This window comes from Hymenobacter fastidiosus (assembly GCF_039539565.1).
Classification (GTDB): domain Bacteria; phylum Bacteroidota; class Bacteroidia; order Cytophagales; family Hymenobacteraceae; genus Hymenobacter; species Hymenobacter fastidiosus.
Map to the genome: position 1 here is coordinate 121,162 of NZ_BAABDJ010000009.1, position 12,742 is coordinate 133,903.

Consider the following 12,742-nt stretch of genomic DNA (forward strand, 5'->3'; position numbering starts at 1 on the left):
CCACGGGTAATCGTACTGGTCAGGCAGCGTTTCGCGGGACGAAGCCCGGACGAAAGTGTCCCCGGCAGGCGGGGTTTGTCGGGCGCTGATGGGCCTCCGGCCAGCCGGTTTTCAATCGGCTTCAACGGGCGGCTTCATGCTTCCCGTCACCTGGCACTAAGGAAACTCCGGCCTTCTTCGGCTAAATCCGTATGAAGCCTTGTTTTGGGCAATCAGCCCCGGGGTATTCCTGCATACTATGATTCGAAAAGTAGCCAAAGCCGCCGCCTACACGGTAGGGGGAGTAGTGGGCGCCGTGGCCGTATATCTGGCGGCCGCTGTCGTCACGTCGGGCATTCCGGTCGGCCGCCGCGGGCAGCCGGCGCCCGACGCAGTAGAGGCCTATATCCTCTCGAATGGCGTGCATACCGACATCGTGCTGCCCGTGCAGAGCGCCCAAATGGACTGGACCCAATTGGTGCGCTACGCCCATACGCCGGCCGCCGACCCCTCCATGCGCTACGTCGGTTTCGGCTGGGGCGACAAGGGCTTTTACCTCGATACGCCCACCTGGGCCCAGCTCAAGCCCAGCACGGCCTTTAAAGCCATGTTCTGGCTGGGCGAATCGGCCATGCACGTCACTTTTCACCGCCAGCCTACGGAAGGCCCGGCCTGCGTAAAGATCTTTCTGACCCCCGATCAGTACGCCCGGCTCATCACGTTTATTCAAACCAGCTTCGAAGTAGACCAGGCGGGCCAGCCCCGTCCTATAGAGGGCCACAGCTACGGAAAGTTCGACGCTTTTTACGAGGCTGAGCGCACCTACAACCTGTTCTACACCTGCAACAGCTGGTCCAACGAAGCCCTGAAAGCCGCCGGGCAGCGGGCCGCCCTCTGGACGCCTTTCGATGCCGGCATCTTCTGGCACTACCGTTCCTGAGTTGTTTGGCGCAGCAGTTGGGGTTGAGCCCGGGAGCGAAACCTCAGAAAATCCTGCGCGGCATTCAACAGACCTACACCCTCACCGACCAAGCCTTAGGGCGGATAAGGCCAAAAAATAACCCGGCTGCTCGCCGATATCGGACCGGCGCAGCCGGGTCAGGGCAATCAATGGCTGAATAAAGCTGCTCAGTTGAGCCACACCGCCGCTACCGGCTCAAAGCGCCGCCGGGCAAAGGCGCCATAAGGCTGCTCGGCGTAAAAGCCCAGGATGTGTACCTGAGGCTGGCCGGTGCGAACATTTCGCCGGTATTCAATCGGGTATACTTCGCCCGGGGCCGGCCAGTCCCCAACGTGGTCCTCCGGCCGCCGGCTGGCGTCGATGCAGCGGGCATATTGCTGCACGGGGAGGGGAAAAGGAAGCGGGGTTTTCTTCGTTCTACGCATATCCAAAGATAATAATATTGTCGATCAGCTAAAATAATTAGTCAAAAAAAATTCCGCCTAAAACAGGCTTAAAAGTCTTTTTAAGCGCGAAAAAGTAACAATAATTATTTTTTAAGCGGATTCCAAAAAGGAACTTTCAGGACGGGGGTAAATTTATCTACTAAAAAAAATAGTAAATAGCAGCGGCTGGTTACCAGATCCGCCACCTGCTCATGAACGACTTGGTCTTTTATCCGCCCGTCAAGGCTGCCCAGCTCACCCGGCTGCCCGTATTCACCTGCCCGGTACCCGCGGGCTTCCCTTCACCCGCCGACGGGCAAGCTGACGAAATGCTGGACCTGCACCAGTACCTGTTCAAGCAGCCCGCGTCCACCTTTATGGCCCGGGTCACCGGCGACTCAATGCTGGGTGCCGGCATTCACCCCGATGACTTTATCGTGGTGAACCGCGCTGTCTCCCCCGTCGATGGGCACGTAGTAGTGGCCGTGGCGGGTGGTGAGCACACGGTGAAACGCCTGCGGCAGGAGCCCGGCCGTACCTGGCTGGAGGCCGCCAATGACCGCTACCCGCCCCTGGAACTGCACCAAGACAGCGACCTGCGCATCTGGGGCGTGGTGACGCACGTGATTCACCCGCTGTTTAAGAAACGACCCGGGGCGCTGGCAGACCGGGAGAATCAGGCACTGGGTACCCCGTAAACCAAAAGCCGGCCGGCTACCCCGGGAAAGGCAGCCAGCCGGCTCTTTTAGCGGGCGGGCCGGGTTATTCAGCCAGCACTATCTTCTGCTGATAAGTGCCGCGGGCGGTTGGAATCTGCAGAATATACAGGCCCGCAGCCAGGTTGCGCACGTCCAGCGTGGGGGTAGAGAGGTTGGCCGGCAGCGCCCAGTGGCGTACCGATTGTCCCTGCATATTAAGCAGGGTGGCCTGCAACTGGCCCGCGAAGGCCGGCACCTCGACGGTGAGCTGCGTACGGGCCGGATTGGGGTAAGCGTGCAGCGGCAGCAGCGCCGTGGCCCCGCGCGTGGCCGTCACGCCGGGATTGATGAGGCGGGCCAGGCCGATACGAGGCTGCCCGGCCACGGCGCGAAAACTGCCAAATACGATGATTTTGCCATCAGCAGGCTGCAGCGCTACGCCTCCGAACAGGTCTTCGCCAATAAAGAAAGAGGTGGGAACCGCTACGGGCGAAAACGTATTGTCGAGGCTACCGTTCTGGTTCAGGCGGGCAATGGCGGTGGTAGCAAGAGAGCCACTGGTAACCAGAATGCGACCATCGGGCTGCACCAGCAGCAGGGTATAGCTGCTGGTCAGGCCGCTGAAAGAAGTATCGGTGGTTCCATCACTGTTCAGCCGGATGATGCCGTAGGGGGTAGCCTGACCATTGAAGCTGACGAAGTCACCACTGAGCAGCAGCTTACCATCGGGCTGGGCCAGGACTGAGAAGAAGGAGTTGGCGCTGGCACCCGTGCCCACGGCAAAGGTGTTGTCCAGGGTGCCATCGGCATTAAGGCGGATCAGCCGGGTGCCAACGGCAGCCCCGGTGCCGGTTTCCTGGTAAGCAACGACAATCTTGCCGCTGACCTGAACGGTGGCGCTAATTACATTGCGGGTTTGGGTGCTGGCGGGCGGGACAAAGGAGTTGTCGAGCGTGCCATTGGCATTGAGGCGGACAATGCCGTTGCGGGCCGCGCCGCCGAAGGTAGTGAAGCTGCCAAAGGCCAGCACTCGCCCGTCAGGCTGCACTACAACATTTCGAGGGAACGGACCGGTTGTAGAGCCGAATGCCGGGGCCGTGAAAGAATTATCGAAGGCTCCGGAAGGCAACAGGCGCACGATCTGGATCTGGGTGCCAGCGTTGCCAAGGGAGTAGAAGCTGCCATCGGGCTGCGCACCGAGAAAGACATTATAAATATTGGTATACGTTTGGTCCAGCGTGCCATCAGCGTTCAGCCGGCGTACTGGTCCGGCCGGCAGGACCGTACCGTTGAATTCCGTGAAATCTCCGCTGATCAGAAGTTTGCCGTTTGCCAGGGGCACAGCGGCCGTAAGGGTGCCCCGGGGCTGTGCCAGCGCCGTGAAAGACGCATCATTGGCCCCCGACGCGGTGGTGCGGGCCAGCCCGCTCTTGGCCAGCCCATCGTATTGGACAAAGCCGCCCGCGAGCAGAAACTGGCCGCTGCCCACCTGGGTCACGGTGTTTACCGAGCCGGTGCTCGCGCCAGGGCCGTTGTTGAAAGAGGCATCCAGAGTGCCATTGTCAAATAGTCGGGCCACATGGTTGCGGGGCTGCCCATTGTATTGGGTGAAGCTGCCACTAGCCAGGATGCTGCCGTTGAGCTGCGTCCCGCCGTTGGTCTGAATCAGTAGGCTAAAGACCTGAAAGTTGAAACCGGCACCCGCAGTGAAGGAGGCATCCAGGGGGCCATTTGAGAGCAAGCGAACTATGTTGCCCACTGTCTGGCCGTTGAAAGTGGTGAAAGTCCCACCCACCAGCACTTTGCCATCGGCCTGCACGGCAAAAGTCCGTATCTGGCCATTGGTGCCCGCGCCCGTGACGAAGCTGGCATCGGTACTGCCATTGGCATTAAGCCGCACTAAATTGCCCACTGCTTGCCCGTTGAAAGTGCTGAACTGTCCACCGGCCAGGATTTTGCCATCAGGTTGGATGACAATGGTGCGCACAAAAGCATTGGGAGAGTCGGCCCCCGTGCCCGGATTGAAGGAAGCGTCAAGCGTTCCATTGGCGTTGAGGCGGAAGATACCGCCGTCTGCGATGCGGGTTTCCAGGTTAATACCACCGGCCACCAGGATTTTGCCATCTGCCTGCAAGGCCATGGAGCTAAGCTGGCGCCGGGCCGTGATACCCGTCGGGATAAAGCTGGCATCCAGCGTGCCATCCGCATTGAGGCGAGCCACGGTGAGCCGGGGCGTGTTGTTGTAAGTAGTGAAGCCGCCGCCGATCAGGATTTTGCCGTCGGGCTGCAATAGCAGCGCCGCTACAAAGCCGTTGGCCCCCACGCCGCCGACATTGAAGCTGGCATCGGTGGAGCCATCCGCGTTCAGCCGCTGAATCTTGCCGGAGAGCGTGCCATTCATGAAGTCGAAGCTCCCGGCAACCAGCACCTTACCATCGGGCTGGACCACGGTCAGCCGCGGAGCACTTTGAATAGAGGGAGCCGGCGCAGCCTTTAGTATGGTGGCCCGGAAGCCGGGGTCCAGGGTTTGGGCCGGCGCGGCCACCAGACTACCGAGCCAAAGGAGGCCACCTAACAGCAAGCGGCGAGTAAAGAATTTTGTCATGTTGGTAAATAAAACAGTGAAAAAAGAAGAAAAATTGGTCTGTTGTAAATATATAATAAAGTCTGAATTCGTAATCAACCGCTCTAGAAACTGTTGAGCAGTGCCGGACTGCGCGGCTACCGCTGTACCACCACCGACTTGGTCAGCACCCCTGATGCGCCCTGTACCTGGAGCAGATAAAGGCCCGCCGGGTAGGCGCTCAGATTTAAAGTAGCAGAGCCAACTAGCTTTTGGGTGGTCAAAACCTGCCCCAGCGTATTCACGACCCGGATTTCCCGTCCGCCAAACTCCCGCGGTACTTCCACCCGCACCTGCCCCGTCGTCGGATTAGGGTAGACCTGCCAGACAGTCGTGCCGGAGGCTTTGCGGGTGGGCAGTACAGTGGCATAGCGACTTTGGGCGGCATCGGCGGCGGCCTGCAGAGCCGGTAGCGTAGCGCCACCCAGCACCGCAAAAGCTACTACCACCGAGTCGCCGGGAGCCAGGCGGGCGCAGGCGGCGCCTACCACCTGGGAGACGTCGGTGCTCCCGGGAATTCCCGCCGTATGCTGGCGGGCTTTATTGCTGAGCGTGAGAAATTTTTCGGCGGCGCTGAAGCCATTGCCCAGGGACACGGCGGTGCTGGCGGGGGCATTGTTATTGATGGAATAGCAGGCCGGCGTACCCCCGGCCAGCAGCTTTACACCCGCGTACACGGTGGGCGCGGCCGGCGTATACGCGTAGCCCAACGCGCGGGTCGAATCCCACTCAGCGGCGTTGCGGTTAGCATCGGGGGCAATATCCCAGTCCATAAACAGGCCCGCGTACAGGGGCTTGAGCGTATCGGCGGTCATATTGCGGAGCTGGTATTCCACGATGACGTAGTCGCGGTGCGGAGCTTCTTTCCAGGCGTAGGCGCGCTGGCGCACGCGGATGCCCACGGTGCGGTTTTTGGTCAGCCCGGGCAAAGAATCCTGGAATAGCCCGGCCGCTTCCTGGGTAGCCCGCAGGGGCTGGCGGAGCAGCGCCGCCTGGCTCAGCGCATAGAAATTGCGGTCCGCTACGTTCTTCTCATTCCGAATCCGGTCCGAAACCCGGGCCGGGGAGGTGGCCACCATCAGCCCGCCCTCATACAGCAACCCCGGGCTGCCCTTGTAAGTCACGCTTTCCCCCAGATCGGAGCCCAGGCCATCATAGCCCAGGTTGCCGCGACTAGCGAGGGTGAGGTGCAGGTCGTTGGCATCGAGTACCACGTAATCGGGGTTCAGCGTCAGGGTCAGGAGCTGGTCGGTCTGGTAGCCGTTGTCGGCCGTGCAACGGTAGCGCAGGACCGCCCGGGTGTTGATGGGTACGGCCAGGGCTACTGCCACCCGGAAAGGGGTAGCCAGGTTGCTGACCCGGGCCAGCGTAGCCAGGGAGCCAATGCTGAAGGTGCCATCCAAAACCGTAACGTGAGGCGAAAGTGAAGTGACCGTCAGCGTCAGGTTGGTGATGGGCTGGAGCAGGTTTTCCACTTCCGCAGTCAGCCGCACCATGTCGCCGGGCAGATAGATGCGCCGGTTCGGGCTGAAGGTGGTCTGCACTACCCGGGCCTCGCGCCGGTCGGTGAGACGCACGGCCCGGTTCACGTTCAGGCGGCCCGTGCCCAGCTTGCCGCGCAGATTGGCATTGCCGGGCAGGCTGTAGATGTCGTCGGCGGTCTGGCGCAGCTGGGCCGCCACCTGGTCGGCGGTAAAGTTGGGAAACTGCGTCCGGACCAGCGCGGCGGCCCCGGCCACCAGCGGCGCGGCAAAGGAGGAGCCGTTCACCGGGTAATAGTCGCTGTCGTTGTTGCCGAGAATAGTCAGGATATTCTCGCCCGGGGCCGAAACCGAAACGCGGGTGCTGTAGGTTGCCGGGCCCGATTTTACATCATTGCGGTTCAGCGCGGCCACCGAAACCACGTGGTCGTAGCTGGCGGGGTAGAAGTCGAGCTCGGCGTTGGTGTTGCCGGCGGCGGCCACCACCACGGCGTTGCGGTTCACGACGGCGTAGGTAATCACATCCTGCTCAAACTGCGAGCGGTTGCCGGGGCCACCCCACGATACATTTATCACCTGACAGCCGTGGTCGGCGGCGTACACGATGGCTTCGAACCCGGCAAAACGGCCGGTGGCGGTATTGGGGTAGATTTTCAGGGGCAGGTATTTGCACTTGAACCCTACGCCCGCCAGGCCCTTGCCATTGTCGGGCTCCGCTACGGCCGCCCCGGTCACCAGAATACCGTGCACGGGCTGAAATACGGCCATATTAATAGAGGCGTCGTTGTCGTTGTCGGCCATATCCCAGCCGCGGAAGTTGTCTACGTAGCCGTCCTGGTCGTTGTCGATACCGTCGACGGGGTCGGCATAGTTCTTCTTGAGCTGGTTGCGCAGGTCCTCGTGGCTGTAGCGCGTGCCGGTGTCGGTGATGCCGATAACGATGCTCGTGTCGCCCTTGGTCAGGTCCCAGGCACGGTAAGCGCGGATGTTCCTGAGGTAGTACTGGCCGTCGGCCCTGGTCGAATCGGCCAGCGGGTCGTTGGGCTGGTACAGTGGGGCGCGGTAGTTCATCGGCTCGGCGTACTCCACGGCCCCCGTCTGCACTAGCAGCTGGCAGGCTTTGGCTAACGATGCTTGCGGGCCCAGCTCAATCTGGTAGATCAGCCGCAGCTCGACCGAACCCGGCACTTCGGGGCCACCCGGCACGGTGCGGGGAAACTTCTGGCGCAGCTGCGTCGCGCCAAGCTGTTGCAGCGCCGTAGTCAACGCGGGCACGGCAATGCGGTTGGCCGTGGCCCGGGCCCGGAACTCCGGCTTAAGCTTGAAAACCAGCGTGCCCGGCAGCGTAGCCGGTACCAACGGATCTGATTGCGCAATGCCCGGCATTGGCCCCGACAGCAAGCAGCAAACGAGCAGGAAACGTAGCAGTATACTCATCGCGGGAGGGGTTTGGCGGGTTGGGGGGCAGGTACGTAAATCTAGCCCCGGATAAGCTTACTTTTCGCATTGGGTCCGCACTTTTCGATCAAAGCGCGGAAAAGCCATTTGAAGTTCCCCGTCCTAGTTTTCAATCGTTTATGCTCGAAATCATCCGGCGCCACCAGGCCGCCCTCGCTACCGCCATCAAGGCCCTGCATAACCGAACCTTTTACGTCGCCTTTTCCGAAAACTCTGCACCCGAAATTTACGGGGCCGATGCCGACCAGCTGGGCCGGGCTGCTTTCGATGCGCCCTAGCGGGCATCCGGGTGAGCTTCAATCTGACCGGCAACATCTACGTGCACCAGCACGCGGGCTTCTCCGACTTTCACGTCACGGGAGGCAACCCGGCCGGCAATGCCGGATTCACCAATCCGGGATTTGTAATTAAGCGCTTTACCTGGGTTGGGTTTCGGGAACCAGCGCAGGAAAGGGCGCGGGAAGGCCGGATTTTCCTTTTCACCGCACTGCCCCGGCTTGCGGACAAGTCGGGGCAGTGCGGTGAAAAAAGGCAGGAAGGACCTAACGCGGGTTGTTGTTGTACTTATAGCTTTTTGGCGCGTTGGTGGTACCGCTTTTATAGGGGTTGCGGGCGTTCAGGTCAATACCCAGACCAGCGCTGCGGTTCTTTTTGAACTTCGATTTGTCGTTGGGCCGACGGGCCGACTGGGTAGAAACGGCGTTGTATTTCTTCGGGCTCTGCGTCACGGTGTCGTGACTGCACGATACGCTGACAAGCAGCAGGCCGAGAGCAGCTAAGGGAAAGCGAATTTTCATGGGATGGAAAGCCAAATAGGAAATGCCGTCCGGTTGGCACCCGGCAGCTAAGTCGTTGTACAGAAACGAACCTGAAAAGGATGCCGCCTGACCGCCGGCGGATATGTTTTGGCAACACAAATCGTGCCGCCGGGGTTCATAGGCTCAGCAGTTCCCGAAACAATACCGACTGCTTGCGCGAGACTTCCACTTCGGGGCCTCCGCGCAGCTTTATTTTGAGGCTGTTGCTGAACCAGGGCTCAATGGTTTCCACCCACTTCAGATTGATGATCTGCTGGCGGTTGGCGCGGAAAAATACTTTCGCATCAAGGCGGGCTTCCAGATGCTGGAGGGTGCGCGGAATCAGCGGGCGGTGATTTTCGAAGTAGATCTGGGTGTAGCTGCCATTGATTTCGAATAGCTTCACGTCGGCCAGGCGCACAAACCAGCACTGCTCCCCGTCTTTCACGAACACCTGATCCTGAGCCGTGAGCGGCTGGGCGGCGGGCTCCGGCTCGGCGGTAGCGGCCGGGGTGGCGGCGGATGGCGCCAGCCGTGCGCGGGCTTTTTCCAGGGCCGTGGCCAGGCGGGCTTCCATCACGGGCTTCACCAGGTAGTCGAGGGCGTTAGCTTCAAAGGCGCGCAGGGCATATTCGTCGTAGGCAGTGGTGAAGATGACGTGCGGCGCGGCCTCCAGCGAGGCCAGCAGCTCAAAGCCGTTCTGGCCGGGCATGTGAATATCCAGAAACAGCACGTCGGGGGTCAACGCCTGAATCCGGGTGCGGGCCTCGTCGGCGTGGCGCGCTTCGCCCACTACGTCTACGTCGGGAAAAGCCTCAAGCAAGCGGCGCAGCTCCGTGCGGGCCAGCCGCGAGTCGTCGATAACCAATGCAGTCATTTGGGGGAATTATGAATTCTGAATTATGAATTCAGAATGGGAAGAGGCGAAAACGCAGCGGCACTTTTAGGGAATTATGAATTCTGAATTGGAATAGGCGAAAACGCAGCGGTGCTTTTGGAGAATTCTGAATTCTGAATTGGAAGAGACGAAAACACAGCTGCACATTTGGGGAATTATGAATTCTGAATTGGAAGAGACGAAAACGCAGCGGTGCTTTTAAGGAATTCATAATTCATAATTCAAAATTCCCCAAAGGGCAGGTGCAGCTCGGCCACTACGGTGTCCGGGGTGGTGGCGGAATTGCGGACCTGGAGGCCGGCTTTGGGGCCAAACAGCAGGTGCAGCCGCTCCTGAGCGTTGCGCAGGCCCACGCCCTCGTAGCCCGGGGTCGGCTGGTAGTGACCGGTGTTGGTAACCATGACGCAGAGAGCTTCGGTTGCCGGATCGAGACGGGCCACCAGGGTGATGTGGCCGCCGGCGGGCCGGGGCGCAATGCCGTGCTTGATGCCGTTTTCGACCAGCAGCTGCAGCGTCATGGGCGGAATGAGCACGTCCAGCGCGGCCGGCTCCACGTCGAAAGTGTAGGTGAGGCGCTCTTCCAGCTGCACGGCTTCCAGCTCCAGGTAGTGGGTCACGATTTCCAGCTCCCGGGCCAGCGGCACCTGCTCGGCGCTGTTGAGCTGAATGGAATAGCGCAGCAGATCCGACAGGTGGGTAATCATGGCGCGGGCCCGGGCGGGGTCTTCGGCTACCAGGGCGCGGATGTTGTTGAGGCCGTTGAACATGAAGTGGGGATTGATCTGGGCCTTCAGGGTGCGCATCTCGGCCTCGCGCACGGCGGCGCTGAGCTTCCACTTATCAATCTCAACCTGCTTGTAGTTGTCGAGGTAGTGCAGCCCAAAATACAGGGCCGCCCACATCCAGAGCATAAAATTGGTGTTCATGGCGTAGCCGCTGAACTGCTGCCAGCTGTAGGAAGAACCCGATGCGGGGTACAGCCGGATGACGTGCACCAGCAACACCCAGATAACGGCCTGCGCCAGCACCGCCACCAGCAGAGCGGCCAGCAGCACCCGCGGCAGGAGCCGGCCAATGGGCAGCGCCACCCAGGCGTGGCGCTTCATGTACTGGCGCAGCAGGTGGCTGGCGACCAGCAGCGTGCTGGCAATGCAGGTTTCCAGGATGACGATTTCCCGCATGGCCCGCATGCCCGCGCGGGGTGAGAACAGGGCAAACAACACCGCTCCGAACACGCCGAACAGCGTCCAGCCGGTGAACTGTAGGGTCCAGTAGAGGCGAGTGCGCGAAGAGGAAGCAGACATGAGCGCAGAATACGGCTTTTTACCCGGGACGTCAAACCAGGCTACTGGGACAGAGTAGCCTGGCCGGACTGTTTTACGACCGGCTTTTTCCGCTTTTCGACGCAGCCGCAGGGCTATGCTGCTTTAGGAAGGCATCGGCCTGGGCGAAAAACCACTGCGTGTCGTCCCACATCAGAAAGTGCTTGCCGGCCTCCGACATTTCGATCCGGTGCTGAGGCAGCTTGGCGTACTGCTGGGTGAAAATGGCTTTCGTGCTTTCCTTGGTGGCCCCCATGGGCTGGTAGGCGGCCCAGGCCCCGAGCACCAGCGCGGGCTGCTGAATCCGGCCCAGCTCGGGGCGCAGGTCGGTCGTCAGCATATCGTACATGGCCTGGGCCACGGTGCCCGGGTCGGAAGCCTGGCCCCAGCGGGTGGCCTGGCTGATGCGGGCCGTGTCGGTAATGAGGCCGGACACCATCTGACGCTGGCCGGCGGCGGGCATTTTCCCGCTCTGCATTTGCCGGCGCATCCCTTCGGCCATCGGCCGGGCCATGTCGGCCGTCATGGCCGGGTTCTGGACGGCCGACATAAAGGGCAGCGAATCGACAATAACCAGCGGGCCGACGGCCTCGGGCTGGGTTACGCTCATCCACAACCCCATGAAGCCGCCCAGGCTGTGCCCGACAACAATGGGCTTGTTCATCTTCTGGGTTTTGAGGTAGGCCAGCAGCTGGTCGCGCATATTTTGCAGCAGCGCCTGGGTAGAAGCCGCGGCCGGCTCGCCGCCAAAGCCCGCCAGCGACACCACGTGGCACTGATACTGTTTCTGGTAGTGCGCCACCGTTTCGTCCCATACCGCGCCGGGGCAGGTCAGGCCCGGAATCAGCAGCATGGGCTGGCCCTTGCCGGTTACTTTCACCGTGAAGTTGGGGTGGGCAGTGGCGTTATCGGCCAGCACAGGCGCGGCACCAGCCCAGGAGGCCGAAGCGGCCAGCGGAGTCAGGGCCAGCAGCAAAGCGGCGCAGATGGGGCGGAGGGAAGCAGAGCGTTTCATAAGCCAGGACAAGGTTGGGGGTGAATGATGGACCAAACCTAATGCTGACCCCGGCCGAATGAAAGGGATTTTGGGCGAACGGTAAATAGCTCCGGTGACGGGCCGAAAAGGCGGCTGAGTGGTACGCCCGGTACTGCTGACCGGAGCCGGCGAAGGAATTTCCCGTTCAGCAGAACCGCGGACTTCCCTGAGCAGCAAAGCCCTTCACCGTTGCGCAGTAAAGGGCTTTAAGCGTTGAACAACGGCTTATCAGGTAATGGCAGGTGGCCAGCTTTTCATCGGCGCTGGCCGGCAGCGGAGTCCGCTTCCTCCGGCCGGCCTAATTTCCCGTCGGCCGCTCCCGGCCCGAGGCCTGGGGGGCGCAGGTTACCGCGGCCACCGTGCCATTTTCCCCGAACTGAATGCGGATGGGCTGAGTGTCGGTAGCGCTGCCGAACAGGTACGACCAGGTTTTGCGGCTGTCGGCGGCAGTATCGGCGCCGGTGGGAGCCCCCATGATGCGGCGCACCTGCTCCTGGCTCATGCCGACTTCTACCTTAGCACAGTTCTCCGCGTTCTGGAAGCTTTCCTGGGCGGTGCAGGCGGGCAGCAGTAGCGCCGCCGCCAGCAGAAGCCGGGCACCAGAGGTTTTACGTAGCATAAGCGCTTAAATGATGTTGCGCAGGTCCTCGCGCAGATTGTCGATACCGCGCCGGATTTCGTCCCAGGCACTGGATTCCCGCTGCGCAACGGTGGTGCCGGGGGCCGCGCGGGGGCCTAATAGGTTGGCCAGTTTGGCCCGCCTGGCCTCCAGCGAGGCAATGTGCTCGTGGTAAGTATTCCGGGACGTGGCGGTAGTGGCGTGGGTGCGGTTGTGCAGCGTCTTGATCTTGCCATCCAGCTCGTCCAGGGCCTGGCGCAAATTTTCCTCAGTGAGGTGAAGCGGTACGCGCACGTTTTCGGGAGTTGGTATATGGGTCATGGGACAGTAAACTGATTAAAGCCAGCAAATCCTGGGAGGGGTGGCTTTAAGGTACTGATTTTAGGCTGGAAAGGATACTGCTAATGTTACCAACCCAGGGGTCACACAAGCATAATCCAGCCTT

12 protein-coding genes are annotated in these 12,742 nt (G+C 61.1%); 3 read left to right on the plus strand and 9 right to left on the minus strand.

The genetic code is table 11. The annotated features are described in order from the left end of the window. The first annotated feature begins 238 nt into the window (after positions 1-238). On the plus strand, positions 239-919 hold the full coding sequence (locus ABD833_RS08105; RefSeq protein ID WP_345072215.1) for a TIGR02117 family protein: 681 nt from the start codon (positions 239-241) through the stop codon (positions 917-919). Between the two features lie 188 nt (positions 920-1,107). Here the strand turns inward: ABD833_RS08105 and ABD833_RS08110 are convergent, their stop codons facing one another. Next, the gene (locus ABD833_RS08110) at positions 1,108-1,365 is read right to left on the minus strand and encodes a hypothetical protein (protein ID WP_345072216.1); all 258 of its coding nucleotides are present in this window, start codon (positions 1,363-1,365) and stop codon (positions 1,108-1,110) included. A gap of 212 nt (positions 1,366-1,577) precedes the next feature. Between ABD833_RS08110 and ABD833_RS08115 the strand changes: the two genes are divergently transcribed. Next, positions 1,578-2,063, plus strand: coding sequence for a LexA family protein (locus ABD833_RS08115; RefSeq protein ID WP_345072217.1), 486 nt, complete (start codon positions 1,578-1,580; stop codon positions 2,061-2,063). A 64-nt stretch (positions 2,064-2,127) separates the two neighbouring features. Here the strand turns inward: ABD833_RS08115 and ABD833_RS08120 are convergent, their stop codons facing one another. Continuing rightward, positions 2,128-4,668: a T9SS type A sorting domain-containing protein gene (locus ABD833_RS08120; RefSeq protein WP_345072218.1), complete on the minus strand. Its 2,541-nt coding sequence runs from the start codon at positions 4,666-4,668 to the stop codon at positions 2,128-2,130. A gap of 116 nt (positions 4,669-4,784) precedes the next feature. After that, on the minus strand, positions 4,785-7,604 hold the full coding sequence (locus tag ABD833_RS08125) for a S8 family peptidase (protein ID WP_345072219.1): 2,820 nt from the start codon (positions 7,602-7,604) through the stop codon (positions 4,785-4,787). Positions 7,605-7,744: 140 nt separating this feature from the next. On the opposite strand from ABD833_RS08125, the gene ABD833_RS08130 reads away from it, so the two are divergent. Further along, positions 7,745-7,903, plus strand: coding sequence for a hypothetical protein (locus ABD833_RS08130; RefSeq protein ID WP_345072220.1), 159 nt, complete (start codon positions 7,745-7,747; stop codon positions 7,901-7,903). Between the two features lie 264 nt (positions 7,904-8,167). Here the strand turns inward: ABD833_RS08130 and ABD833_RS08135 are convergent, their stop codons facing one another. From ABD833_RS08135 to ABD833_RS08160, 6 genes are all read right to left on the minus strand, one after another. Then, positions 8,168-8,422: a hypothetical protein gene (locus ABD833_RS08135; protein ID WP_345072221.1), complete on the minus strand. Its 255-nt coding sequence runs from the start codon at positions 8,420-8,422 to the stop codon at positions 8,168-8,170. Between the two features lie 136 nt (positions 8,423-8,558). Further along, positions 8,559-9,299, minus strand: coding sequence for a LytR/AlgR family response regulator transcription factor (locus ABD833_RS08140; RefSeq protein WP_345072222.1), 741 nt, complete (start codon positions 9,297-9,299; stop codon positions 8,559-8,561). A 242-nt stretch (positions 9,300-9,541) separates the two neighbouring features. Beyond that, positions 9,542-10,624 carry a sensor histidine kinase gene (locus ABD833_RS08145; protein WP_345072223.1) on the minus strand — a complete coding sequence of 361 codons (1,083 nt, stop codon included), beginning with the start codon at positions 10,622-10,624 and terminating at the stop codon, positions 9,542-9,544. Between the two features lie 73 nt (positions 10,625-10,697). Further along, the gene (locus ABD833_RS08150) at positions 10,698-11,657 is read right to left on the minus strand and encodes an alpha/beta fold hydrolase (RefSeq protein WP_345072224.1); all 960 of its coding nucleotides are present in this window, start codon (positions 11,655-11,657) and stop codon (positions 10,698-10,700) included. Positions 11,658-11,976: 319 nt separating this feature from the next. Continuing rightward, on the minus strand, positions 11,977-12,297 hold the full coding sequence (locus ABD833_RS08155; RefSeq protein WP_345072225.1) for an outer membrane protein assembly factor BamE: 321 nt from the start codon (positions 12,295-12,297) through the stop codon (positions 11,977-11,979). A 6-nt stretch (positions 12,298-12,303) separates the two neighbouring features. Next, on the minus strand, positions 12,304-12,618 hold the full coding sequence (locus ABD833_RS08160) for a sll1863 family stress response protein (protein WP_345072226.1): 315 nt from the start codon (positions 12,616-12,618) through the stop codon (positions 12,304-12,306). Positions 12,619-12,742: the final 124 nt, after the last annotated feature.

Bases quoted from the DNA above. Each gene is read 5' to 3' on its own strand.
- ABD833_RS08105 (WP_345072215.1), top strand. From the start codon at position 239: ATGATTCGAAAAGTAGCCAAAGCCGCCGCCTACACGGTAGGGGGAGTA.
- ABD833_RS08110 (WP_345072216.1), bottom strand. From the start codon at position 1,365: ATGCGTAGAACGAAGAAAACCCCGCTTCCTTTTCCCCTCCCCGTGCAG.
- ABD833_RS08115 (WP_345072217.1), top strand. From the start codon at position 1,578: ATGAACGACTTGGTCTTTTATCCGCCCGTCAAGGCTGCCCAGCTCACC.
- ABD833_RS08120 (WP_345072218.1), bottom strand. From the start codon at position 4,668: ATGACAAAATTCTTTACTCGCCGCTTGCTGTTAGGTGGCCTCCTTTGG.
- ABD833_RS08125 (WP_345072219.1), bottom strand. From the start codon at position 7,604: ATGAGTATACTGCTACGTTTCCTGCTCGTTTGCTGCTTGCTGTCGGGG.
- ABD833_RS08130 (WP_345072220.1), top strand. From the start codon at position 7,745: ATGCTCGAAATCATCCGGCGCCACCAGGCCGCCCTCGCTACCGCCATC.
- ABD833_RS08135 (WP_345072221.1), bottom strand. From the start codon at position 8,422: ATGAAAATTCGCTTTCCCTTAGCTGCTCTCGGCCTGCTGCTTGTCAGC.
- ABD833_RS08140 (WP_345072222.1), bottom strand. From the start codon at position 9,299: ATGACTGCATTGGTTATCGACGACTCGCGGCTGGCCCGCACGGAGCTG.
- ABD833_RS08145 (WP_345072223.1), bottom strand. From the start codon at position 10,624: ATGTCTGCTTCCTCTTCGCGCACTCGCCTCTACTGGACCCTACAGTTC.
- ABD833_RS08150 (WP_345072224.1), bottom strand. From the start codon at position 11,657: ATGAAACGCTCTGCTTCCCTCCGCCCCATCTGCGCCGCTTTGCTGCTG.
- ABD833_RS08155 (WP_345072225.1), bottom strand. From the start codon at position 12,297: ATGCTACGTAAAACCTCTGGTGCCCGGCTTCTGCTGGCGGCGGCGCTA.
- ABD833_RS08160 (WP_345072226.1), bottom strand. From the start codon at position 12,618: ATGACCCATATACCAACTCCCGAAAACGTGCGCGTACCGCTTCACCTC.